Raw genomic sequence first — 23,930 nt, 5'->3', positions numbered from 1 at the left:
ATTCATTATTATTTTACCACAAAGACCACATTGATCAACGCGTTGTAATCCGCTGGCTGACCAATTATATCATAGGTCAACACACCATTGGCATCGATAACCATATTATCGAATACTGTTGGATCAGCATAGGTGATGTAATAGTATAGTTCTGTTGGACCATAAGTCGGAATCGCAGCAGGCGCTCCGGCACTTGCTACTGCAGGACTACCATATTGAGCCACATATTGACTATATAAATTCAACGTTCTACCTGTTCCATTGCTCGATGCATCGATAGCAATTGAGGGTGGATAGAAAATTCTTGCTGCCTTAGATATAATTGGGGCAATATCTTGGATTACATCTTCCACCGTAGCTTCCGTATTTCCATCGCCATCTACATCAACAGGAGTATCCGAATCTACTTCTGAAGCATCTTGATTATCCGTATTGTCAAGGTAACCGCTAAGGTCGATCGGCGTAGCTGTAGGATCCCCGGTAAGGCTCAGCTCGTCGCCGCTCAGGCTCAGGTCCTGGCTGTCGGTGCCCAAAAGGCCGCTCAGGTCCACAGAGTTCCCTCCCGTGGCAGGGTTGCTCAGGGTCAGCACGTTGCTCCCGTCAAGGCTCAGGTCGGACAGCTCGTTGGTGTCGTCCTTGTCTCCATCGGCATAGTCCACAGTATAGTTCCCGCTACCGTCGTCGGTAACGGTGATGTCGTTCGCCCCGGTAACCGTCTCCGTGTAAGCCCCAAGGTCGATCGGCGTAGCTGTAGGATCCCCGGTAAGGCTCAGCTCGTCGCCGCTCAGGCTCGGCCTGGCTGTCGGTGCCCAAAAGGCCGCTCAGGTCCACAGAGTTCCCTCCCGTGGCAGGGTTGCTCAGGGTCAGCACGTTGCTCCCGTCAAGGCTCAGGTCGGACAGCTCGTTGGTGTCGTCCTTGTCTCCATCGGCATAGTCCACAGTATAGTTCCCGCTACCGTCGTCGGTAACGGTGATGTCGTTCGCCCCGGTAACCGTCTCCGTGTAAGCCCCAAGGTCGATCGGCGTAGCTGTAGGATCCCCGGTAAGGCTCAGCTCGTCGCCGCTCAGGCTCAGGTCCTGGCTGTCGGTGCCCAAAAGGCCGCTCAGGTCCACAGAGTTCCCTCCCGTGGCAGGGTTGCTCAGGGTCAGCACGTTGCTCCCGTCAAGGCTCAGGTCGGACAGCTCGTTGGTGTCGTCCTTGTCTCCATCGGCATAGTCCACAGTATAGTTCCCGCTACCGTCGTCGGTAACGGTGATGTCGTTCGCCCCGGTAACCGTCTCCGTGTAAGCCCCAAGGTCGATCGGCGTAGCTGTAGGATCCCCGGTAAGGCTCAGCTCGTCGCCGCTCAGGCTCAGGTCCTGGCTGTCGGTGTTCGCCGGAACATCGATCGTATAGGGGTCCGCGCTGGTACCGCTGCCGTTCACAGTCGTGTTCGAACCGTCGTTGATAACGGTCTCCGAACCGTCCGCAGTAGGGAGCGTAACAGGGGTCGCGTCGCCAGTAAGGCTCAACGTGTTGCCGCTTATCGTTAGGTCCTGATTATCCGTATTGTCAAGGTAACCGCTAAGGTCGATCGGCGTAGCTGTAGGATCCCCGGTAAGGCTCAGCTCGTCGCCGCTCAGGCTCAGGTCCTGGCTGTCGGTGCCCAAAAGGCCGCTCAGGTCCACAGAGTTCCCTCCCGTGGCAGGGTTGCTCAGGGTCAGCACGTTGCTCCCGTCAAGGCTCAGGTCGGACAGCTCGTTGGTGTCGTCCTTGTCTCCATCGGCATAGTCCACAGTATAGTTCCCGCTACCGTCGTCGGTAACGGTGATGTCGTTCGCCCCGGTAACCGTCTCCGTGTAAGCCCCAAGGTCGATCGGCGTAGCTGTAGGATCCCCGGTAAGGCTCAGCTCGTCGCCGCTCAGGCTCAGGTCCTGGCTGTCGGTGTTCGCCGGAACATCGATCGTATAGGTGCGCTGGTACCGCTGCCGTTCACAGTCGTGTTCGAACCGTCGTTGATAACGGTCTCCGAACCGTCCGCAGTAGGGAGCGTAACGGGGTCGCGTCGCCAGTAAGGCTCAACGTGTTGCCGCTTATCGTTGGTCCGATTATCCGTATTGTCAAGGTAACCGCTAAGGTCGATCGGCGTAGCTGTAGGATCCCCGGTAAGGCTCAGCTCGTCGCCGCTCAGGCTCAGGTCCTGGCTGTCGGTGCCCAAAAGGCCGCTCAGGTCCACAGAGTTCCCTCCCGTGGCAGGGTTGCTCAGGGTCAGCACGTTGCTCCCGTCAAGGCTCAGGTCGGACAGCTCGTTGGTGTCGTCCTTGTCTCCATCGGCATAGTCCACAGTATAGTTCCCGCTACCGTCGTCGGTAACGGTGATGTCGTTCGCCCCGGTAACCGTCTCCGTGTAAGCCCCAAGGTCGATCGGCGTAGCTGTAGGATCCCCGGTAAGGCTCAGCTCGTCGCCGCTCAGGCTCATGGCTGTCGGTGTTCGCCGGAACATCGATCGTATAGGGGCGCTGGTACCGCTGCCGTTCACAGTCGTGTTCGAACCGTCGTTGATAACGGTCTCCGAACCGTCCGCAGTAGGGAGCGTAACAGGGGTCGCGTCGCCAGTAAGGCTCAACGTGTTGCCGCTTATCGTTAGGTCCTGATTATCCGTATTGTCAAGGTAACCGCTAAGGTCGATCGGCGTAGCTGTAGGATCCCCGGTAAGGCTCAGCTCGTCGCCGCTCAGGCTCGGCTGTCGGTGCCCAAAAGGCCGCTCAGGTCCACAGAGTTCCCTCCCGTGGCAGGGTTGCTCAGGGTCAGCACGTTGCTCCCGTCAAGGCTCAGGTCGGACAGCTCGTTGGTGTCGTCCTTGTCTCCATCGGCATAGTCCACAGTATAGTTCCCGCTACCGTCGTCGGTAACGGTGATGTCGTTCGCCCCGGTAACCGTCTCCGTGTAAGCCCCAAGGTCGATCGGCGTAGCTGTAGGATCCCCGGTAAGGCTCAGCTCGTCGCCGCTCAGGCTCAGGTCCTGGCTGTCGGTGCCCAAAAGGCCGCTCAGGTCCACAGAGTTCCCTCCCGTGGCAGGGTTGCTCAGGGTCAGCACGTTGCTCCCGTCAAGGCTCAGGTCGGACAGCTCGTTGGTGTCGTCCTTGTCTCCATCGGCATAGTCCACAGTATAGTTCCCGCTACCGTCGTCGGTAACGGTGATGTCGTTCGCCCCGGTAACCGTCTCCGTGTAAGCCCCAAGGTCGATCGGCGTAGCTGTAGGATCCGGTAAGGCTCAGCTCGTCGCCGCTCAGGCTCAGGTCCTGGCTGTCGGTGTTCGCCGGAACATCGATCGTATAGGGGTCCGCGCTGGTACCGCTGCCGTTCACAGTCGTGTTCGAACCGTCGTTGATAACGGTCTCCGAACCGTCCGCAGTAGGGAGCGTAACAGGGGTCGCGTCGCCAGTAAGGCTCAACGTGTTGCCGCTTATCGTTGGTCCGATTATCCGTATTGTCAAGGTAACCGCTAAGGTCGATCGGCGTAGCTGTAGGATCCCCGGTAAGGCTCAGCTCGTCGCCGCTCAGGCTCAGGTCCTGGCTGTCGGTGCCCAAAAGGCCGCTCAGGTCCACAGAGTTCCCTCCCGTGGCAGGGTTGCTCAGGGTCAGCACGTTGCTCCCGTCAAGGCTCAGGTCGGACAGCTCGTTGGTGTCGTCCTTGTCTCCATCGGCATAGTCCACAGTATAGTTCCCGCTACCGTCGTCGGTAACGGTGATGTCGTTCGCCCCGGTAACCGTCTCCGTGTAAGCCCCAAGGTCGATCGGCGTAGCTGTAGGATCCCCGGTAAGGCTCAGCTCGTCGCCGCTCAGGCTCAGGTCCTGGCTGTCGGTGTTCGCCGGAACATCGATCGTATAGGGGTCCGCGCTGGTACCGCTGCCGTTCACAGTCGTGTTCGAACCGTCGTTGATAACGGTCTCCGAACCGTCCGCAGTAGGGAGCGTAACAGGGGTCGCGTCGCCAGTAAGGCTCAACGTGTTGCCGCTTATCGTTAGGTCCTGATTATCCGTATTGTCAAGGTAACCGCTAAGGTCGATCGGCGTAGCTGTAGGATCCCCGGTAAGGCTCAGCTCGTCGCCGCTCAGGCTCAGGTCCTGGCTGTCGGTGTTAATACTTGCTAAAGGAATATCAAAGTTTGTTCCTGACTCCGTAATCCGAAGATCAGTACCATTTATTCCAAAAAAAGTTATGAGCTCATTGCTATCACTTGCATCTCCTGGTGTGGCACTACCACCAACAATACTCCAAGAAAAACCATCATATATATATAACTGGCCTGCATTGGTATCAACATAAGTCACACCTGAATTATTATTGACTGGTGCACTTGAAGGTGCACCACTACCGCGTAAGGTAAGCTCGTTGGTGTCGTCCTTGTCTCCATCGGCATAGTCCACAGTATAGTTCCCGCTACCGTCGTCGGTAACGGTGATGTCGTTCGCCCCGGTAACCGTCTCCGTGTAAGCCCCAAGGTCGATCGGCGTAGCTGTAGGATCCCCGGTAAGGCTCAGCTCGTCGCCGCTCAGGCTCAGGTCCTGGCTGTCGGTGTTCGCCGGAACATCGATCGTATAGGGGTCCGCGCTGGTACCGCTGCCGTTCACAGTCGTGTTCGAACCGTCGTTGATAACGGTCTCCGAACCGTCCGCAGTAGGGAGCGTAACAGGGGTCGCGTCGCCAGTAAGGCTCAACGTGTTGCCGCTTATCGTTGGTCTGATTATCCGTATTGTCAAGGTAACCGCTAAGGTCGATCGGCGTAGCTGTAGGATCCCGGTAAGGCTCAGCTCGTCGCCGCTCAGGCTCAGGGGCTGTCGGTGTTCGCCGGAACATCGATCGTATAGGGGTCCGCGCTGGTACCGCTGCCGTTCACAGTCGTGTTCGAACCGTCGTTGATAACGGTCTCCGAACCGTCCGCAGTAGGGAGCGTAACAGGGGTCGCGTCGCCAGTAAGGCTCAACGTGTTGCCGCTTATCGTTAGGTCCTGATTATCCGTATTGTCAAGGTAACCGCTAAGGTCGATCGGCGTAGCTGTAGGATCCCCGGTAAGGCTCAGCTCGTCGCCGCTCAGGCTCAGGTCCTGGCTGTCGGTGCCCAAAAGGCCGCTCAGGTCCACAGAGTTCCCTCCCGTGGCAGGGTTGCTCAGGGTCAGCACGTTGCTCCCGTCAAGGCTCAGGTCGGACAGCTCGTTGGTGTCGTCCTTGTCTCCATCGGCATAGTCCACAGTATAGTTCCCGCTACCGTCGTCGGTAACGGTGATGTCGTTCGCCCCGGTAACCGTCTCCGTGTAAGCCCCAAGGTCGATCGGCGTAGCTGTAGGATCCCCGGTAAGGCTCAGCTCGTCGCCGCTCAGGCTCAGGTCCTGGCTGTCGGTGCCCAAAAGGCCGCTCAGGTGCAGAGTTCCCTCCCGTGGCAGGGTTGCTCAGGGTCAGCACGTTGCTCCCGTCAAGGCTCAGGTCGGACAGCTCGTTGGTGTCGTCCTTGTCTCCATCGGCATAGTCCACAGTATAGTTCCCGCTACCGTCGTCGGTAACGGTGATGTCGTTCGCCCCGGTAACCGTCTCCGTGTAAGCCCCAAGGTCGATCGGCGTAGCTGTAGGATCCCCGGTAAGGCTCAGCTCGTCGCCGCTCAGGCTCAGGTCCTGGCTGTCCGTATTCGTATCTATCAAAGCGGCTAGATCAGCCAACGCCACTGAAAAGGTATTGGCATCAGAATCGGTTATGACCAAATTGGTGTTTGTTCCATCAATATCAAATGAGGTTACCGCTGTATTTGAATCGGTAAAAATATCCTTCAAACTACTTAAATCAACATTTACATTTCCTCCATTTTCCAAGGACAATGACAAAATATTGGTAACATCATCAAAATTGAAGCCAGTTAGCTGTTGGTCGTCCGTGGATGTCAATTCCCAAGAATCTCCATCCCAGAAATAAATGGTGCCAGTATTGGTGTTTACGTAAATGTCTCCTAAATCAGCACCAGATGGACTGGTGGCTCCTGGATTGGAAACATCGGTACCTTTAAGGACTTCACAGTTGCATTGGTCCTGAAGGGTAACGGTTGTCTGTGAAAAGGCAATTCCTGTAAAAAGAAGGAACAATAGGGCTAGAATGCTCTTTTTCATGAGGTTACTATTAATGAAAATTGTATTACTGTAGCTTGTTGATTTTATACTATTTTGGTCAGTCGGTTATTACATGATCCATCTCACCGAATTAAACCGCATACAAAATTACCCTCGCTTTTAGGCTTAGAAAATAATTGTTGTGAACCGATGAAATAGAATTGTATAGCGCACAAATCTTGAGGTTACCCCAGTATCTTTTTTAGATTTTTTTAAGACTGCTTATCGATGAAACCCCAAAAAGACAGTTGTTTGCGTAGGTTGAATCTTACGAGACTCTGGTGATAAACCTAATAAATGGGTATGGTGAAGATGCTGATCAGTTTAGTTCACAACCAAAAAAAACGGCTCCATTTTGGAGCCGTTTATATTCAATAGCCTAGATGCCTTTATTCAAAAATAATAAATTCCGACCTTCTGTTTAACTGATGTTGTTCTTCTGAACATTGTACCCCATTGGCACAATCGTTGACCAAACGTGTCTCTCCGTAACCTTCGCCTTGGAGCCTATCGGCGGAAATACCCTTCGAGATCATATAATCCACTGTGGATTCCGCTCTTTTTTGTGACAACCAAAGGTTGTAGGCGTCCACACCTCTACTATCGGTATGTGAATTCACCTTGATTTTAAGACTTGGATATTTTTCCATGGCTACGATTACCTTTTGAATCTCTATTTCGGCATCCGGCCTTATGTTGAATTTATTTAAATCGAAATATATGGTACTCAACTGTAATAATTTGGCCAGATCATCACCAAATCCACCGGTTACCAGATCGCGCTCTAAATAAAAGTCGACGATACGTGGTTTTCCATCGGAAATGGGCAAATATTCTTCTGCCGGAACGTAACCGTCCCTGGAGGCCCTTACAAAATTACCCTTTGAACAATCCAACATGAGGATGTAGTTACCATCGGAATCGGTTATGGTCGATGAAATTTCATTGTTTTCCTCATCAATAATTTTAACGGTAGCTCCTGCCAAGACCTCGTTGGAAATACGATCTCGAACAGTTCCCGTGATCTCTTGAATGCAATCCAGCACCAAGGGTTCGTTTTCCACAAACTCGTAAATGTCGTCATCTCCCATGCCTCCATCCCTGTTGGATGAGAAGTATCCTGTTTTGTCGTCCGAATCAAAAATGAATGAAAAATCGTCCTTTGGTGTATTGACGGGCTTGCCAACATTGACTACGGGCTGGGTATAGTCGTTGAAAGCTATTTTTGTTGCAAAAACATCCAATCCTCCCAATCCTTGGTGACCATCCGAAGAAAAATAAAGCACCCCATCCTTAGTGATAAAAGGAAAGGTTTCACGGGCCATGGTGTTGATGTTTCTTCCCAAATTTTTGATGGGTCCATAGGTACCATCGCCAATAATATCGGTGACAAAAATATCGGACTCGCCCAAGGTTCCGGGCATATCGGAAACAAAATAGAGTTTTTTGCCATCGGGGCTCAACATGGGGTGGGCCACGGAGTAGGAGTCGCTATTAAAGGGAAGCTCGGTTATATTTAGCCATTCTCCATCTATATTTTCTGCGCTATAGATCTTTAACCTAATAATTCCTTCTTCGTCCTTCTTTTTTCTGCCATCAAAAAAATTATTGCGGGTAAAGTACATGGTTGTCCCATCTTTGGACACTACGGATGTAGACTCGTGCAATCGGGTATTGACATCGCCCCCCAATTTTACCACATTGTTATTGGAAGCACTATCGGCATTTACCTTGTATAGGTCCAAAAAATCCCTCGCATTCCACGTGTGCCTGTACCTTGCAAAGTTTCCCGTATCGCGATCAGAAGCAAAAATGAGCCCCTTTTCGTAGTAGGCCGCCGCAAAATCGGAATATTTGCTATTATAGGGGAATGTTTTAACGGTGTAACGGCCCGAATTTTTCTCGATTTTGGCCATGTAATCCGCATCAAAATCCGACATGGTAGCGGTCATCTCCCTAAAATCTTGCATGATCGCGGTAGCCTGTTCGTAGTTGCCGACCGATTTTAAACTTTGTGCATATCGGAACACATCTTCCACGGACATTTGATCGGGGTATGCTGCTTTAAGCTTTTTATACGTCTCCGCCGCTTCTTGGTACTTGGCGTTGAAATAGTAGGAATTTCCCAGCCTTTTCAACAGATCGGGCGAGGTATAGCCTTTATCCAACACTTTTTTATAGATGTCGATTGCCGGACTGAAGGAATATTGATCGTACCGCTGATCGGCTCTTTCCATAATCCGTTCTATCTGCTTATCGGGAATACTGTCCTGCTGGGCAAAGACTTTGCCCCAAAATCCGCAAACGATAATGAATAATATGAGTATTCTTTTCGGCATTATAATCTAATTTAAAAGAATCTTGGTGATATGGTTCTCTGGAAGGATTTCAACAATTCCAATCTCAGGAACACTTCAAAAGATCCATCGTTGAACTGTGTCCCGCCCAATTCGGTCACTTCGCGATCGTAGGCCAATCCCAACATAATCTGGTCGGTTACCTGAAACCCAACCAAACCGCTTACTGCAGCATCCCAACGGTATGCCGCCCCAAAACTGAATTTTTCGGCAAACAAGAAGCTTGCGGAAAGATCTACCTGCAAGGGGGCTCCACTAACGGCCTTTGTAAGCAGGGCCGGTTTAAACTGAAGGTCTGGCCCAATATCAAAAACATACCCTGTTATCAAGTAAATGTTCATACGCTCGGCTGACAAAAAGTTGACGCCTTCACCTGAATTGTCATTATCAAAATATTCAGATTCCAGCACATTGGGAGCTGAGACTCCTGCATAAAATTTATCGGTATGGTAATAGATGCCCAATCCAAAGTTCGGTGTGAACTTGTTGTCTATGTTATTTTGGTTGACGACTTCTTGGTCGAAGTTCCTCAATCCATTAAAATCCAGATTCAACATATTACCACCTGCCTTTAATCCAAAAGATAATTTGGCATCCATGGATACATCGATGGTATAGGATACAACGGCGTCCAGATAGGTCTCTTGCACCACACCGTCTCCAATATTATCGTTCACTATGGAAATACCATAGCCCAATCTGCTGTTCCTTATGGGCGAATGAAGATTGAGCGTAAAGGTTTCCGGAGCTCCGTCCAAACCTACCCATTGTGAGCGGTAAAGTCCCGCAAAACTCAGCTGTCCCCTAGATCCCGCATAGGCAGGATTTACGCTCAAGGTATTGTACATATATTGTGTATACTGGGCATCTTGCTGAGCAAATAGACCCGTGGACAAGATTCCAATGAACAATAAGGTGGTTAAAAAATGTTTCTTTATCATGCTATCCATATTGTTATCTGCTCAAATAAATATATTCCGAGTCCGTAAAACTTCCTTGTTCGGTCTCATAGTTGAATATGTAAAAGTAAACTCCCGCTGGAAGGTACTCGTTTACACTAATTGCTGATTTTCCACGAACACGCCCATCGAAAGCGTTGTTTACATTGTTGTAGTTGTCGCCTTCAAAAACCAATGTTCCCCATCGGTTAAATATTCTGAGCTTGCTAGATTTAATGTACTCGACTCCCCGTATGAACAAAAAGTCATTTTTTAAATCTCCGTTCGGGGTCAACATTTGGTTTACCTCTATGGCTTCTATCACCACCGTAACTGTTGCCGTGTCACAATTATCTGGATTATCGACTTCACAGATAGTGTACTCGATGGTATATGTCCCAGGTGAGGCATCATCCGCCACTCTAACAGTTCCATTATCCTCGATACTAAGTTCATTGGTTGGTGTGGATGTCAACTCCACCTCGCCCAATGATACCAATTCGCCGTTTAGGGTATCATTTTCCAATACATTGCTATTGGCGATCAATCCCCCAGTGATAGCAGTGTTATAAGTATCGTCCACGGCATCTATAACATTATCCTCTCCTTGGGTTACTTCAACGGTTACAGTTGCCGTATCGCAATTGTCCACATCCAAAATATCGCAAATGGTATAGGTTATGGTGTACGTTCCTTCTGGTGTTCCTGGCAATACACTTACACTTCCATCTTCGTTGACCCTAAGTTCTTCTGTGGGCGTGGATGTCAAAATCACATCGGCAAGGGTCACGGCGAAATTATCATACGTATCGTTCATCAATACATCACTGTCCATGATCATGCCTTCTTCACCTACCGTTGCCGTATAAGCATCATCTACGGCATCGATAATTGCATCTGGCGGTGGTGGTGGCGGAACTGTCGTCACTATAACCGTAACTGTTGCGGTGTCACAATTGTCCACGTCCATAATATCGCATATGGTATAATCAATGGTATAGGTGCCCACTTCCGTTCCCGGTGCGACCGTAACACTCCCATCTGGGTTAATGGTCAATTCTTCTGTTGCAGTCGATGTTAAAATCACATCCGCTAGAGTTAAGGCCTGACCGTTTAGGGTATCATTTAAAAGGACGTCGCTATCATCTATATCCTCATCGGTATATGTATCATCCACGGCATCTATAACATTGCCTCCCATTCCTTCTGTGACGGTTACGGTTACGGTTGCTGTATCGCAATTAGTAGCATTTCCCGCATCACAGATGGTGTAATCAATGGTGTAGGTGCCCACAACTGTTCCTTCGGTAACAGAAATGCTTCCATCCGGATTAACGGTCAATTCCGCTGTTGCAGTCGATGTTAAAACCACATCGTCAATTGAAATCGGTTCGCCATTCAAAGTGTCATTCAATAGTACGTCACTCCCTTCAATAACGCCATCTTGATCTGTTGTTACCGAATAGGCATCATCAACAGCATCAATAGCGTTTGCCCCAACCTCTATATAAATGGTTGCAGATGCGCATACGCTTGGGTCCGGCAATACATTACAAACCTGATAAACTATGGTTACGGTAGAATTTGACTCTTCCACGGTTGGCGTATAGGTTACAAAACCTGTTTCGTTATCAAAACTTACTGTTCCCACAGCATCGCCGCCAGTTCTAGACAGATTGGTTTCACCCAAATTATTGCCATCGTTATTTGGCAGGTAATCGTCGTTTTCCAAAATATTGATAGCTACTTCGGTCAAAGCCGGGGTTGAACCATAATCGTCACTGGCGTTGGCAGCCAATGGGTCTGGGTCGGGGCCATTGGGATTTCCATCATCATCACAATCCAATGCTTCCCAATCCGCAGTCTGTGGCAGAGTCACACTTTCTGGTTTATAATCGCAAGGATCTAGCGGGTCGGTCCCATCCTCTTTTTCATCTTCGTTGGTCACACCGTCGCCGTCACAATCGGCTGCATTCCATGTGGAGTCGGGAGCTACAGTCTGACTTTCAAGGAGAAAAGAACATGGATCTAAGGGATCTGTTCCGTCCTCTTCCTCATCTTCATTGGTCACACCATCGCCATCACAATCCGCATCCAGATAATCACCGGTTTGTGGAAGGGTAACGCTTTCTGGTTTATAATCGCAAGGATCTAGCGGGTCGGTCCCGTCCTCTTTTTCATCTTCGTTGGTCACACCGTCGCCGTCACAATCGGCTGCATTCCATGTGGAATCGGGAGCTACAGTCTGACTTTCAAGGAGAAAAGAACATGGATCTAAGGGATCTGTTCCGTCCTCTTCCTCATCTTCATTGGTCACACCGTCGCCATCACAATCCGCATCCAGATAATCACCGGTTTGTGGAAGGGTAACGCTTTCGGGTTTATAATCACATGGATCTAGTGGGTCGGTCCCATCCTCTTTTTCATCTTCGTTGGTGACACCATCGCCGTCGCAATCCGCTTTCTTCCATTCTTCAGATGGAGAACAATCCTGATGCTCCAACACAAAATCACATGGATCTAAGGGATCCGTTCCATCCTCTTTTTCCTTGCCATTGCTCACGCCATCGCCATCACAATCATCCTTCTTCCATTCTTCAGATGGGGAGCAATCCTGATGCTCCAACACAAAATCACATGGGTCCAAGGGGTCCGTTCCGTCCTCCTTTTCCTTTCCATTGCTCACGCCATCGCCATCACAATCATCCTTTTTCCAAGCTTCGGAAATAGAGCAATCTTGATGCTCCAATATAAAATCACATGGGTCCAAGGGGTCCGTTCCATCCTCTTTTTCCTTTCCATTGCTAACGCCATCGCCATCACAATCATCCTTTTTCCAAGCTTCGGAAATAGAGCAATCTTGATGCTCCAATATAAAATCACATGGGTCCAAGGGGTCCGTTCCATCCTCTTTTTCCTTTCCATTGCTAACGCCATCGCCATCACAATCATCCTTTTTCCAAGCTTCGGAAATAGAGCAATCCTGATGCTCCAACACAAAATCACATGGGTCCAAGGGGTCCGTTCCATCCTCTTTTTCCTTTCCATTGCTCACGCCATCACCATCACAATCATCCTTTTTCCAAGCTTCGGAAGGTGTACAGTTTTGATGTTCCAATATAAAATCACAAGGATCATTGGGATCTGTGCCGTCCTTCTCCTCCTGCTCACAAGAAACGCCATCCCCATCACAGTCTTCTGGCGCCATCGCACTGGACAGCGGATTCCAAAGATCAGCCATTTGCGAGGGAATAAGATCAGTAGCAGAAATAGCTACGTCTGTATTGTATGTATGTACAGGGGACAGACCAAAGGAAGGAATTGGCCCAAAAACAAAACACCATAAGGTATATTTTAGGACCAAGTGTTTCTTTAGTCTTACAAAAGTAATGTTCTCCATAAATGATAAGTTTTGGTCAACTAATCACCATGGCAATAAGAGGTTCTCGTATTTGTAAGAAAATTGGGGTTTTCTCAGTATTCTAATAACTCTGGCCCTTTCGACACAAATCGATAGAAATAGGTCACATAATTAATCTATTTGTGTTTCACCTCCCATTTTAATCGATAAAAAGCAATTTCCTTATCATTAGTTGCCCTATCTCCTTATTTTGAGAATGCACAACAGGAGCGTGAAATGGCCAGCGTTTTAAAAACGGGCGAAAAATACCGTTCTTTTCGGATTTAACTGCTGTTTATTTTTGATTTTTTTTCAATTATATCAACAATCCCTAATCGTACTAAAAATGAGTGACAAAAGATTTAAATCCCGTATTTTTGCCGAAATTTTTGTTGATGGATTTTGAAAAGGAAATAGCGAAACGAAGAACTTTTGGCATTATCTCCCACCCCGATGCGGGTAAAACTACACTTACGGAAAAACTGTTGTTGTTCGGTGGCGCCATCCAGGAAGCCGGAGCGGTAAAAAGTAACAAGATCAAAAAATCCGCTACCAGCGACTTTATGGAAATCGAACGCCAAAGGGGAATCTCCGTTGCCACTTCCGTTCTGGCCTTTATTTATAAGGACAAAAAAATCAATATTCTGGATACTCCCGGGCACAAGGATTTTGCCGAAGATACTTTTAGAACCTTGACGGCTGTGGACAGCGTGATTGTTGTTATCGATGTAGCCAAAGGTGTTGAGGAACAGACCGAAAAACTGGTCGAGGTCTGCCGAATGAGAAATATCCCCATGATCGTCTTCATCAACAAATTGGACCGTGAGGGAAAGGATGCTTTCGACCTTTTGGACGAGGTGGAACAAAAACTGGGATTGACCGTAACCCCACTGAGTTTCCCCATTGGAATGGGATACGATTTTAAAGGCATCTACAACATCTACGAAAAGAACATCAACCTTTTCAGCGGAAATAGCAAAAAAAATATCGAGGAGACCATCGCCTTTGATAATTTGGACAATCCTGAACTTGAAAAACTAATCGGTACCGATGCAGCCGATGAATTACGTGGAAATCTGGAGCTCGTTGAAGGGGTTTATCCAGATTTTGACCAAGATGCCTATTTGAAGGGCGAGCTACAGCCTGTATTTTTTGGCTCCGCCCTGAACAATTTCGGGGTGCGTGAGCTCTTGGATTGTTTTGTAAATATTGCCCCTTCACCAAGGCCAAAGAAGGCCGAAGAGCGCTTGGTAAAGGCCAATGAAAAAGATTTCTCAGGTTTCGTATTCAAGATACACGCCAACATGGACCCCAAGCACCGAGACCGTTTGGCCTTCATAAAAATTGTATCCGGAACGTTTGAACGTAACACCCCCTATTTACATGTACGGCATGGCAAAAAACTGAAATTTTCCAGCCCCAATGCCTTTTTTGCAGAGAAAAAGGAGATTGTCGACATTTCCTATCCCGGTGACATTGTGGGACTGCACGACACAGGAAACTTTAAAATCGGTGATACATTGACGAGCGGTGAGGAGTTGCATTATAAAGGAATCCCAAGTTTCTCCCCGGAACATTTCAGGTATATCAACAATGCGGACCCTATGAAGGCAAAACAATTGTACAAGGGTATCGATCAGCTCATGGACGAAGGTGTCGCACAGTTGTTTACCCTAGAAATGAACGGGCGAAAAATTATAGGCACGGTCGGGGCTCTACAGTATGAAGTGATCCAGTATAGACTGGAGCATGAGTATGGTGCCAAATGCACCTATGAGAACTTTCCGGTACACAAAGCTTGCTGGGTGGAACCCAAGGATGAAAAAAATGAGGAGTTCCAAGAATTTAAACGCGTGAAGCAAAAATTTTTGGCAACGGATAAAAAAGGGCAGCTCGTATTTTTGGCGGATTCCCCGTTTTCACTTCAAATGACACAGCAAAAATACCCTTCGGTAAAATTGCATTATACTTCTGAGTTCGAATAATTTTTTTATTGGAACAAACCACATATTCGACTGGTTGTTAATTCGTTGGACACTACGAATCTGTTTTTTTCGTACATTGATTAACGTAACCAATTAAATAATCAAATTATGACGACTTCGGTAAAACCACCTGTTTGGTTCTGGGTGGTGAGCGTAATCGCTCTTTTATGGAACTTGGTGGGCGTTATGAACTATCTCAATCAAGCTTTTAACCAAGTAGCGCTTTTAGAGGCCATGGACCAGGCCCAACGCGAAGCTTTTGAAGGTATCCCGGCTTGGGCAACAGCTGCATTTGCCATTGCGGTCTTCTCTGGAACTTTGGCCTGTATTGGGCTTTTGCTCCGAAAAAAATGGGCGAAAACTTTTTTTATCGTATCCTTGATCGCAGCAGTGGCGCAATTCATCCATTGGTTGTTTATTTCCAATGCGGTAGAGGCCTTTGGGCCATCCACCTACGCAATGCCGATAATCGTTATCGTTATTGGCATTTACCTGATTTTCTTCTCGAAAAAAGGAATTGAGAAAGGTTGGTTAAAGTAAAAGATTAAAAAAAGCCCCGATTTGGGGCTTTTTTATGCTTCACCAGTGGGACCAAAATTTAACGGTATCGCTGGTTGCTCGTAGTCTTGAATGGTTCCGTGTGCCTGTTCAAAGCGGCTGACATTATCGTTCAATGCCTTTAGTAACTTTTTGGCATGTTGCGGTGTCAATATGATTCTGCTCTTTACCTTGGCTTTGGGAGCGCCCGGCATCAAGCTGATAAAGTCCACCACAAATTCGGATACGGAATGGTTGATGATGGCAAGATTGGAATAGGTCCCTTCTGCCGTTTTTTCATCCAACTCTATGTTGATCTGTTTCTGATTTTTCTTTTCTTCAGCCATATCACTTTATCTTAAAAAGAAAAACCCCGACCTAAAGGCCAGGGTTTGTTTTATTTAGAATTTGAATTCCTCTTTTCGGGCCATGATCTCATCGTATTCCTCTTTGGAACCTACAATGATGCTATCGTAATCCCTCATACCGGTACCGGCAGGAATCTTATGTCCAACAATTACGTTTTCCTTCAATCCTTCCAAGGTATCCACTTTACCACTTACAGCGGCTTCGTTCAATACTTTGGTCGTTTCTTGGAACGATGCTGCAGAGATAAATGATTTTGTCTGCAACGAAGCTCTTGTAATACCTTGCAAGATCGGTGTAGCGGTTGCTGCCACGGCATCCCTTGCCGATACCAAGGTCTTGTCCTCTCTTCTAAGAATGGAGTTTTCGTCCCTTAGCTCACGTACCGTCAAAATCTGTCCTGGTTTCAACCTTTCGGAATCACCGGCGTCCTCAACAACTTTTTTACCGAAAATCTCATCGTTCTCGTTGATAAAGTCATCTTTGTGCACCAATTGGTTCTCCAAGAAAATAGTATCTCCTGGATCTTGGATCTTCACTTTACGCATCATCTGTCTTACAACAACCTCAAAGTGCTTATCGTTGATCTTCACCCCTTGCAAACGGTATACTTCTTGTACCTCGTTCACCAAGTATTGCTGTACTGCTGATGGTCCTTTGATGGCCAAGATATCTTCCGGTGTTATGGAACCATCGGACAATGGCATACCTGCACGTACGTAGTCGTTTTCCTGAACCAATATCTGGTTGGACAATTTGACCAAGTACTTTTTGATATCGCCTGTCTTGGATTCGATGATGATCTCACGGTTACCACGCTTGATCTTACCGAAGGATACCACACCGTCAATCTCAGATACAACGGCCGGGTTGGATGGGTTACGGGCTTCGAAAAGCTCTGTTACCCTTGGAAGACCACCGGTAATATCCCCTGCCTTGGCAGATTTACGAGGGATTTTCACCAAGATCTTACCTTCTTTTACCTTCTCACCATCATTGATCATCAAGTGGGAACCAACTGGCAAGTTATAGGAACGTAAGGTTTCACCTTTACTGTTCTGTATCAACAACGTTGGTATCAACTTCTTGTTCCTTGATTCGGAGATTACTTTTTCTTGGAAACCGGTCTGTTCATCGATTTCCACTTGGTAAGTAACCCCTTGCTCAATATTCTCGTAAGCAATCTGTCCGGAGAACTCAGAAACGATTACACCATTATAGGGATCCCATTCACAGATTACGGTTCCTTTGGTGATTTTTTCTCCATCCTTCACGAACAATTGAGATCCATAAGGAATGTTGCTGGTACTTAACGTGATTCCTGTTTTTGGATCAACGATCTTCACTTCCGAAGTTCTGGAAATCACGATATTCGTTTTACTTCCATCGCCGGCCTGTCCTTCTACAACTCGCAAGTCCTCAATTTCGGCGATACCGTCGAATTTGGATTCCAACTTGTTGTCCTCGGAAATGTTACCTGCAATACCACCCACGTGGAAGGTACGCAACGTTAGCTGTGTACCTGGCTCACCAATGGATTGTGCCGCCACAACACCAACAGCTTCACCTCGTTGTACCATTTTATTGGTAGCAAGGTTTCTACCGTAACACTTGGAACAGATTCCCTGAGGAGCCTCACAGGTCAACGGTGATCTTACTTCTATCTTTTCAATTGGAGCTGCCTCTACCCTTCTCACATCGACCTCGTTGATTTCTTGGCCTGCTCTTAGGATCAATTCTTCGGTCAATGGGTTGTACACATCGTGCAACGATACCCTGCCCAAGATTCTTTCACCCAGGGTTTCAACAATCTCCTCATTTTTCTTCAATGGTTCTACCTCGATACCTCTCAAAGTTCCACAATCCTCGCTATTCACGATCACATCTTGTGAAACGTCCACCAAACGTCTGGTCAAGTATCCCGCATCCGCCGTTTTCAAAGCGGTATCCGCAAGACCTTTACGCGCACCGTGGGTAGAGATAAAGTATTCCAAGATCGAAAGTCCCTCCTTAAAGTTGGAAAGAATCGGGTTCTCGATAATTTCACCACCACCAGCTGTGGATTTTTTCGGCTTGGCCATCAATCCACGCATACCGGTCAACTGACGAATCTGCTCTTTGGAACCCCTCGCACCAGAATCCAACATCATATATACGGAGTTGAATCCTTGCTTATCCTCACGGATTCGCTTCATTGCCAATTCGGTCAACATGGCGTTGGTAGATGTCCAAACATCGATAACCTGGTTGTAACGCTCGTTGTTGGTGATCAGACCCATGTTATAGTTCATCATAATACCATCGACCTGCTCGTTTGCCTCGCCGATCATATCCTGCTTTTCGGCAGGGATGATAATATCACCCAAACTAAAGGACAATCCACCTTTAAAGGCGAAATCGTATCCCATGGCCTTGATCTTATCCAAGAAATCGGCCGTTGTAGGTACATCGGTCACCGCAAGAATGTCCCCAATAATGTTCCTAAGGGCCTTCTTGTTCAATACTTGGTTGATGAATCCTGCTTGTTCCGGCACTTCCGTGTTGAACAATACACGACCTACCGTGGTTTCAATGATTTGATATACCAATTCACCTTTTTCGTTAAAGTCCTTGGCCCTTACCTTGATTCCGGCATTAAGCGAAACTTTTTTCTCGTTGAAGGCAATTTCAACCTCTTCAGAAGAATAGAAGGTCAATCCTTCGCCCAATACAGGCTCTTCTGGAGTGGATTTTTTGTGCTTGGTCATATAGTACAATCCCAAAACCATATCCTGGGACGGGACGGTAATCGGAGAACCATTGGCAGGGTTAAGGATGTTCTGCGAAGCCAACATCAATAGTTGCGCTTCCAAAATGGCCTCTGGCCCCAATGGCAAGTGAACTGCCATCTGATCCCCATCAAAATCCGCGTTAAATGCGGTACACGCCAACGGGTGCAAACGGATAGCCTTACCTTCGATAAGTTTAGGCTGGAACGCTTGGATACCCAATCTGTGCAATGTGGGGGCACGGTTCAACAATACAGGGTGTCCTTTAAGGACGTTTTCAAGAATGTCCCATACTACGGGCTCTTTCTTGTCTATAATCTTTTTGGCAGATTTAACGGTCTTTACAATACCTCTTTCAATCAACTTACGGATGATGAACGGTTTGTAAAGTTCGGCCGCCATATCTTTTGGAAGACCACATTCGTACAATTTCAATTCCGGTCCAACGACGATTACGGAACGGGCGGAGTAATCCACACGTTTACCCAAAAGGTTTTGACGGAAACGGCCTTGTTTACCTTTCAAGGAATCTGAAAGGGATTTCAATGGTCTGTTTGATTCTGTTTTTACCGCAGATGCTTTTCTTGTGTTATCGAAAAGGGAATCTACCGCTTCTTGAAGCATACGTTTTTCGTTCCTCAAGATCACTTCTGGTGCCTTGATTTCCATCAAACGCTTCAAACGGTTGTTACGGATAATTACCCTACGATACAGGTCGTTCAAATCGGAAGTCGCAAAACGACCACCATCCAACGGCACCAACGGACGCAATTCTGGTGGAATCACGGGAATCACCTTCATGATCATCCACTCCGGGTTGTTCTCCCTGTTTCCTTGCGACTCACGCAAAGCCTCCACTACTTGAAGACGCTTCAAGGCTTCGGTCTTACGTTGTTTTGAAGTCTCTGTGTTTGCCTTGTGACGAAGTTCGTAAGACAATTGTTCCAAATCGATTCTGGACAAAATGTCGATCAAACACTCGGCACCCATTTTGGCGATGAACTTGTTGGGGTCGCTATCCTCCAAGTATTGGTTCTCGGTAGGAATGGATTCCAAAATGTTCAGGTATTCCTCTTCGGTCAAGAAATCCATTTTTTGGATTTCCTCACCTTCTGGACCTTTGGCAATACCTGGCTGTATAACCACATACCTTTCGTAGTAGATGATCATATCCAACTTTTTGGAAGGCAATCCCAAAAGGTAACCTATCTTGTTTGGCAACGAGCGGAAGTACCAGATGTGCGCTACGGGAACCACAAGATTAATGTGGCCCACACGGTCTCTACGTACCTTCTTCTCCGTCACTTCAACACCACAACGGTCACAAACGATTCCACGGTAACGGATTCTCTTGTATTTACCACAGGCACACTCATAATCCTTTACAGGACCAAAAATACGCTCGCAGAACAATCCATCACGCTCTGGTTTGTGCGTTCTATAGTTAATGGTTTCAGGCTTCAACACTTCTCCGCGGGACTCTGCCAAAATCGACTCTGGCGAGGCCAATCCAATGGAAATTTTGTTGAACCTTTTTTGTGCGTTATTATCTTTTATTCTAGCCATAACAATATGGTGATGATATAATTAATGTAATAATAGTATTCTACTCTTCCAAACGGATATCCAAGCCCAAACCTTTAAGTTCGTGCATCAATACGTTGAAAGATTCTGGCAACCCAGGTTCTGGCATGGTCTCACCTTTTACGATGGTCTCATAAGTTTTGGCCCTTCCGATCACATCATCCGATTTAACGGTCAATATTTCCCTAAGGGTAGATGATGCACCGTAGGCTTCCAATGCCCACACTTCCATCTCTCCAAAACGCTGACCACCGAACTGTGCCTTACCACCCAATGGTTGCTGTGTGATCAAGGAGTATGGTCCAATAGATCTTGCGTGCATCTTGTCGTCGACCATGTGACCCAATTTCAACATGTAGATCACACCAACGGTTGCACGTTGGTCAAAACGCTGGCCTGTTCCACCATCATATAGGTAGGTGTGTCCAAATCTTGGTACACCAGCTTCATCGGTAAGCTTGTTGATCTCATCCAATGAGGCTCCGTCGAAAATCGGGGTCGCAAACTTTTTGCCCAACTTCAATCCGGCCCATCCCAATACGGTTTCGTATATCTGACCAATGTTCATCCTTGAAGGTACACCAAGTGGGTTCAATACAATGTCCACTGGGGTTCCGTCTTCCAAGAACGGCATATCTTCTTGACGAACGATACGGGCCACGATACCTTTGTTACCGTGACGACCTGCCATTTTATCACCTACTTTTAGCTTACGCTTTTTGGCGATGTAAACTTTGGCCAACTTCATGATACCTGCAGGAAGCTCATCCCCTACGGAGATGGTAAACTTGTCCCTTCTCAGGTTACCTTGAATATCGTTCAATTTGATTTTGTAGTTGTGCAACAGGTCGGCAACCAAGGCATTGGTTGCATCGTCGGTTGTCCAGCTACCTCCTACCAAGTGAGCGAAATCGTCAACGGCGTTCAACATTTTGATGGTGTATTTCTTTCCTTTTGGAAGTACTTCTTCACCCAAATCGTTGATTACCCCTTGCGATGTTTTTCCGCTGATCAGTCCGAACAACTTCTCGATCAATTCATCTTTTAGTTGTTGGAATTTCACTTCGTAGTCCATCTCCAATCTTGAAATGGCCTCTTTATCTTCGGAACGCTTTCTCTTGTCCTTGATGGAACGTGAGAACAATTTCTTGTCGATCACAACACCTCTCAAGGATGGTGAAGCTTTCAATGAAGCATCCTTAACGTCACCTGCCTTATCACCAAAGATGGCACGCAACAATTTTTCCTCGGGAGTTGGATCTGACTCTCCTTTTGGAGTGATCTTACCAATCAAAATATCACCGGGCTTCACTTCGGCACCGATACGGATCATACCGTACTCGTCCAAATCTTTGGTCGCCTCTTCGGATACGTTCGGAATATCGTTTGTCAATTCCTCTGCACCCAATTTCGTATCCCTCACTTCAAGAGAGTACTCGTCAACGTGAATGGAGGTAAAGATATCCTCACGAACAACTTTTTCTGAGATTACGATCGCATCCTCAAAGTTATATCCTTTCCAAGGCATAAAGGCTACCTTCATGTTTCTACCCAAGGCCAATTCACCTTTTTCGGTAGCGTATCCTTCACAAAGTACCTGACCTTTTTTCACCTTGTCGCCTTTTCTTACGATGGGCTTCAAGTTGATACTGGTCCCTTGGTTTGTTTTTCTGAACTTCACCAATTGGTACGTTTTGGAATCCTCATCAAAGCTTACCAATCGCTCTTCATCAGTTCTATCGTACTTAATGGTAATTTTCTGTGCATCCACATATTCCACGACTCCATCCCCCTCGGCATTGATCAATACTCGGGAATCCGTAGCCACCTGTCTTTCCAGACCTGTACCCACGATCGGGGAATCCGGTCTCAACAATGGAACTGCTTGACGCATCATGTTGGACCCCATCAACGCACGGTTCGCATCATCGTGCTCCAAGAACGGAATCAACGATGCGGAAATGGAAGCAATCTGGTTCGGCGCAACGTCGGTATATTTTACTTCTGTTGGATCCACAACCGGGAAATCCCCTTCTTCACGTGCAATGACCTTTTCTCTTTCGATGGTACCATCGTCCGCCAATGGAATGTTGGCTTGGGCGATCTTCATTCCTTCCTCTTCCTCTGCACTTAGGTAAATGTGGTTTTTGGTATCCACTTTACCATCCTCTACTTTACGGTAAGGAGTTTCCAAGAAGCCCATATTGTTCACCTTGGCGAATACGGACAATGAAGAGATCAAACCAATGTTCGGACCTTCTGGTGTCTCGATCGGACACAATCTTCCGTAATGTGTATAGTGAACGTCACGCACCTCGAAACCGGCTCTTTCACGGGAAAGACCACCTGGCCCCAATGCGGACAATCTTCTTTTGTGCGTAATCTCGGCCAACGGGTTGGTCTGGTCCATGAACTGGGACAACTGGTTGGTTCCGAAGAACGAGTTGATCACGGAAGACAATGTCTTGGCGTTGATCAAATCTATCGGGGTAAACACCTCGTTGTCACGAACGTTCATACGCTCACGGATGGTACGTGCCATACGTGCCAAACCTACGCCGAACTGTTGGGACAATTGTTCCCCAACGGTCCTGACACGACGGTTGGACAAGTGATCGATATCATCGATCTCCGCTTTGGAGTTGATCAACTCGATCAAATATTTAATAATGGTGATGATATCTTCCTTGGTCAAAACCTGTTTGTCCATTCCGATATCCAATCCCAATTTTTTGTTCATTCTGTAACGACCTACTTCACCTAAGTTGTAACGTTGGTCGGAGAAGAACAATTTATCGATAATACCACGAGCGGTCTCTTCATCTGGCGGCTCGGCATTACGCAATTGTCTGTAGATATGTTCTACCGCTTCTTTCTCGGAGTTGGTAGGATCCTTTTGCAAGGTGTTGTGGATAATGGCGTAATCGGATTGCGCATTGTTTTCTTTGTGAAGCAAAATGGTCTTCACATCGGCATCAATGATCTCATCGATATGCTCTTTTTCCAAAATGGTATCACGATCTAATACAATTTCGTTTCTTTCGATGGAAACCACTTCACCTGTATCCTCGTCCACGAAATCCTCATGCCATGTGTTCAACACCCTAGCGGCCAATTTACGGCCCAATACTTTTTTAAGTCCGGATTTGGAAACCTTTACTTCTTCCGAAAGGTCGAAGATCTCCAAAATATCCTTGTCCCTTTCAAAGCCAATGGCACGGAACAAAGTGGTTACCGGTAATTTTTTCTTCCTATCGATATAGGCGTACATCACCGAGTTGATATCGGTGGCGAACTCGATCCAGGAACCTTTGAAAGGAATTACCCTTGCCGAATACAATTTTGTCCCGTTTGCGTGGAAAGACTGTCCAAAGAAAACCCCTGGAGACCTGTGCAACTGGGATACTACAACACGTTCCGCTCCATTAATCACAAAAGTTCCACTTGGAGTCATGTATGGGATGGTCCCCAAATACACGTCCTGTACAATGGTTTCAAAATCTTCGTGCTCTGGATCGGTACAGTATAGTTTTAGACGTGCCTTTAACGGTACGCTATAGGTAAGTCCCCGCTCGATACATTCTTGGATGGAGTATCTTGGCGGATCAATGAAGTAATCCAAAAACTCAAGTACAAACTGATTTCTGGTATCGGTGATTGGAAAATTCTCCATGAAGGTGTTGTAGAGACCTTCGTTTCCTCTTTCGTCAGATTTAGTTTCAAGCTGGAAAAAGTCTTGGAACGATTTTATCTGAATGTCCAAGAAATCCGGGTATTCCGGTATGTTCTTAGCGGATGCGAAATTAACTCTTTCAATAGTGTTTGTGAACATCTATGGACAAATTTTGATCGTGATTACT

At 47.4% G+C, this 23,930-nt stretch carries 14 protein-coding genes; 2 read left to right on the top strand and 12 right to left on the bottom strand.

The features are described from left to right. Positions 1-8 precede the first annotated feature (8 nt). The 9 genes from GVT53_RS01765 to GVT53_RS01725 all read right to left on the bottom strand — a co-directional run bounded on the left by GVT53_RS01765 (position 9) and on the right by GVT53_RS01725 (position 12,830). Positions 9-659, bottom strand: coding sequence for a hypothetical protein (locus GVT53_RS01765; RefSeq protein WP_166247138.1), 651 nt, complete (start codon positions 657-659; stop codon positions 9-11). A 13-nt stretch (positions 660-672) separates the two neighbouring features. Then, positions 673-1,776 (bottom strand): hypothetical protein, encoded by a 1,104-nt coding sequence (locus GVT53_RS01760; protein ID WP_166247137.1) that lies wholly within the window; start codon positions 1,774-1,776, stop codon positions 673-675. 131 nt (positions 1,777-1,907) lie between these two features. After that, positions 1,908-2,483: a hypothetical protein gene (locus tag GVT53_RS01755; RefSeq protein WP_166247136.1), complete on the bottom strand. Its 576-nt coding sequence runs from the start codon at positions 2,481-2,483 to the stop codon at positions 1,908-1,910. A 230-nt stretch (positions 2,484-2,713) separates the two neighbouring features. Then, positions 2,714-3,145 (bottom strand): hypothetical protein, encoded by a 432-nt coding sequence (locus tag GVT53_RS01750; protein WP_166247135.1) that lies wholly within the window; start codon positions 3,143-3,145, stop codon positions 2,714-2,716. Continuing rightward, positions 3,094-4,743, bottom strand: coding sequence for a hypothetical protein (locus GVT53_RS01745; RefSeq protein ID WP_166247134.1), 1,650 nt, complete (start codon positions 4,741-4,743; stop codon positions 3,094-3,096). The genes GVT53_RS01750 and GVT53_RS01745 overlap by 52 nt, the downstream gene beginning before the upstream one ends. 501 nt (positions 4,744-5,244) lie before the next feature. Next, positions 5,245-6,135 (bottom strand): hypothetical protein, encoded by an 891-nt coding sequence (locus GVT53_RS01740; RefSeq protein WP_166247133.1) that lies wholly within the window; start codon positions 6,133-6,135, stop codon positions 5,245-5,247. A gap of 389 nt (positions 6,136-6,524) precedes the next feature. Further along, positions 6,525-8,474: an OmpA family protein gene (locus GVT53_RS01735; RefSeq protein WP_166247132.1), complete on the bottom strand. Its 1,950-nt coding sequence runs from the start codon at positions 8,472-8,474 to the stop codon at positions 6,525-6,527. A gap of 11 nt (positions 8,475-8,485) precedes the next feature. Next, positions 8,486-9,433 carry a PorP/SprF family type IX secretion system membrane protein gene (locus tag GVT53_RS01730; protein WP_166247131.1) on the bottom strand — a complete coding sequence of 316 codons (948 nt, stop codon included), beginning with the start codon at positions 9,431-9,433 and terminating at the stop codon, positions 8,486-8,488. A gap of 13 nt (positions 9,434-9,446) precedes the next feature. Beyond that, a complete protein-coding gene (locus GVT53_RS01725; protein ID WP_166247130.1) occupies positions 9,447-12,830 on the bottom strand; it encodes a T9SS type B sorting domain-containing protein in 3,384 nt (1,127 codons plus the stop codon). 395 nt (positions 12,831-13,225) lie between these two features. Here GVT53_RS01725 and GVT53_RS01720 point away from each other — a divergent pair, with 395 nt between their 5' ends. Both GVT53_RS01720 and GVT53_RS01715 read left to right on the top strand, forming a co-directional pair. Continuing rightward, a complete protein-coding gene (locus GVT53_RS01720; protein WP_166250389.1) occupies positions 13,226-14,815 on the top strand; it encodes a peptide chain release factor 3 in 1,590 nt (529 codons plus the stop codon). 108 nt (positions 14,816-14,923) lie between these two features. Next, on the top strand, positions 14,924-15,355 hold the full coding sequence (locus GVT53_RS01715) for a hypothetical protein (protein WP_166247129.1): 432 nt from the start codon (positions 14,924-14,926) through the stop codon (positions 15,353-15,355). 32 nt (positions 15,356-15,387) lie between these two features. Here GVT53_RS01715 and GVT53_RS01710 read toward each other — a convergent pair whose 3' ends face one another. Genes GVT53_RS01710 through rpoB form a run of 3 tightly spaced genes read right to left on the bottom strand, consistent with a single transcriptional unit; the run spans position 15,388 to position 23,902 of the window. Further along, the gene (locus GVT53_RS01710) at positions 15,388-15,699 is read right to left on the bottom strand and encodes a DUF3467 domain-containing protein (RefSeq protein ID WP_108247113.1); all 312 of its coding nucleotides are present in this window, start codon (positions 15,697-15,699) and stop codon (positions 15,388-15,390) included. 54 nt (positions 15,700-15,753) lie between these two features. Next, a complete protein-coding gene (gene rpoC / locus GVT53_RS01705; RefSeq protein ID WP_166247128.1) occupies positions 15,754-20,052 on the bottom strand; it encodes a DNA-directed RNA polymerase subunit beta' in 4,299 nt (1,432 codons plus the stop codon). Between the two features lie 40 nt (positions 20,053-20,092). Next, the gene (gene rpoB / locus GVT53_RS01700; protein ID WP_166247127.1) at positions 20,093-23,902 is read right to left on the bottom strand and encodes a DNA-directed RNA polymerase subunit beta; all 3,810 of its coding nucleotides are present in this window, start codon (positions 23,900-23,902) and stop codon (positions 20,093-20,095) included. Positions 23,903-23,930: the final 28 nt, after the last annotated feature.

The sequence above is a fragment of the Flagellimonas oceani genome, from assembly GCF_011068285.1.
In the GTDB taxonomy this organism is placed as follows: domain Bacteria; phylum Bacteroidota; class Bacteroidia; order Flavobacteriales; family Flavobacteriaceae; genus Flagellimonas; species Flagellimonas oceani.
The sequence above is the reverse complement of the archived record's forward strand: the minus strand, read 5'-3'. Positions and strand labels throughout refer to the sequence as shown.

Coding starts and splice junctions, on each gene's coding strand:
- GVT53_RS01735 (WP_166247132.1), bottom strand. CDS start 8,474: ATGCCGAAAAGAATACTCATATTATTCATTATCGTTTGCGGATTTTGG.
- GVT53_RS01730 (WP_166247131.1), bottom strand. CDS start 9,433: ATGATAAAGAAACATTTTTTAACCACCTTATTGTTCATTGGAATCTTG.
- rpoB (WP_166247127.1), bottom strand. CDS start 23,902: ATGTTCACAAACACTATTGAAAGAGTTAATTTCGCATCCGCTAAGAAC.
- GVT53_RS01725 (WP_166247130.1), bottom strand. CDS start 12,830: ATGGAGAACATTACTTTTGTAAGACTAAAGAAACACTTGGTCCTAAAA.
- GVT53_RS01740 (WP_166247133.1), bottom strand. CDS start 6,135: ATGAAAAAGAGCATTCTAGCCCTATTGTTCCTTCTTTTTACAGGAATT.
- rpoC (WP_166247128.1), bottom strand. CDS start 20,052: ATGGCTAGAATAAAAGATAATAACGCACAAAAAAGGTTCAACAAAATT.
- GVT53_RS01720 (WP_166250389.1), top strand. CDS start 13,226: ATGGATTTTGAAAAGGAAATAGCGAAACGAAGAACTTTTGGCATTATC.
- GVT53_RS01715 (WP_166247129.1), top strand. CDS start 14,924: ATGACGACTTCGGTAAAACCACCTGTTTGGTTCTGGGTGGTGAGCGTA.
- GVT53_RS01710 (WP_108247113.1), bottom strand. CDS start 15,699: ATGGCTGAAGAAAAGAAAAATCAGAAACAGATCAACATAGAGTTGGAT.
- GVT53_RS01755 (WP_166247136.1), bottom strand. CDS start 2,483: ATGTTCCGGCGAACACCGACAGCCATGAGCCTGAGCGGCGACGAGCTG.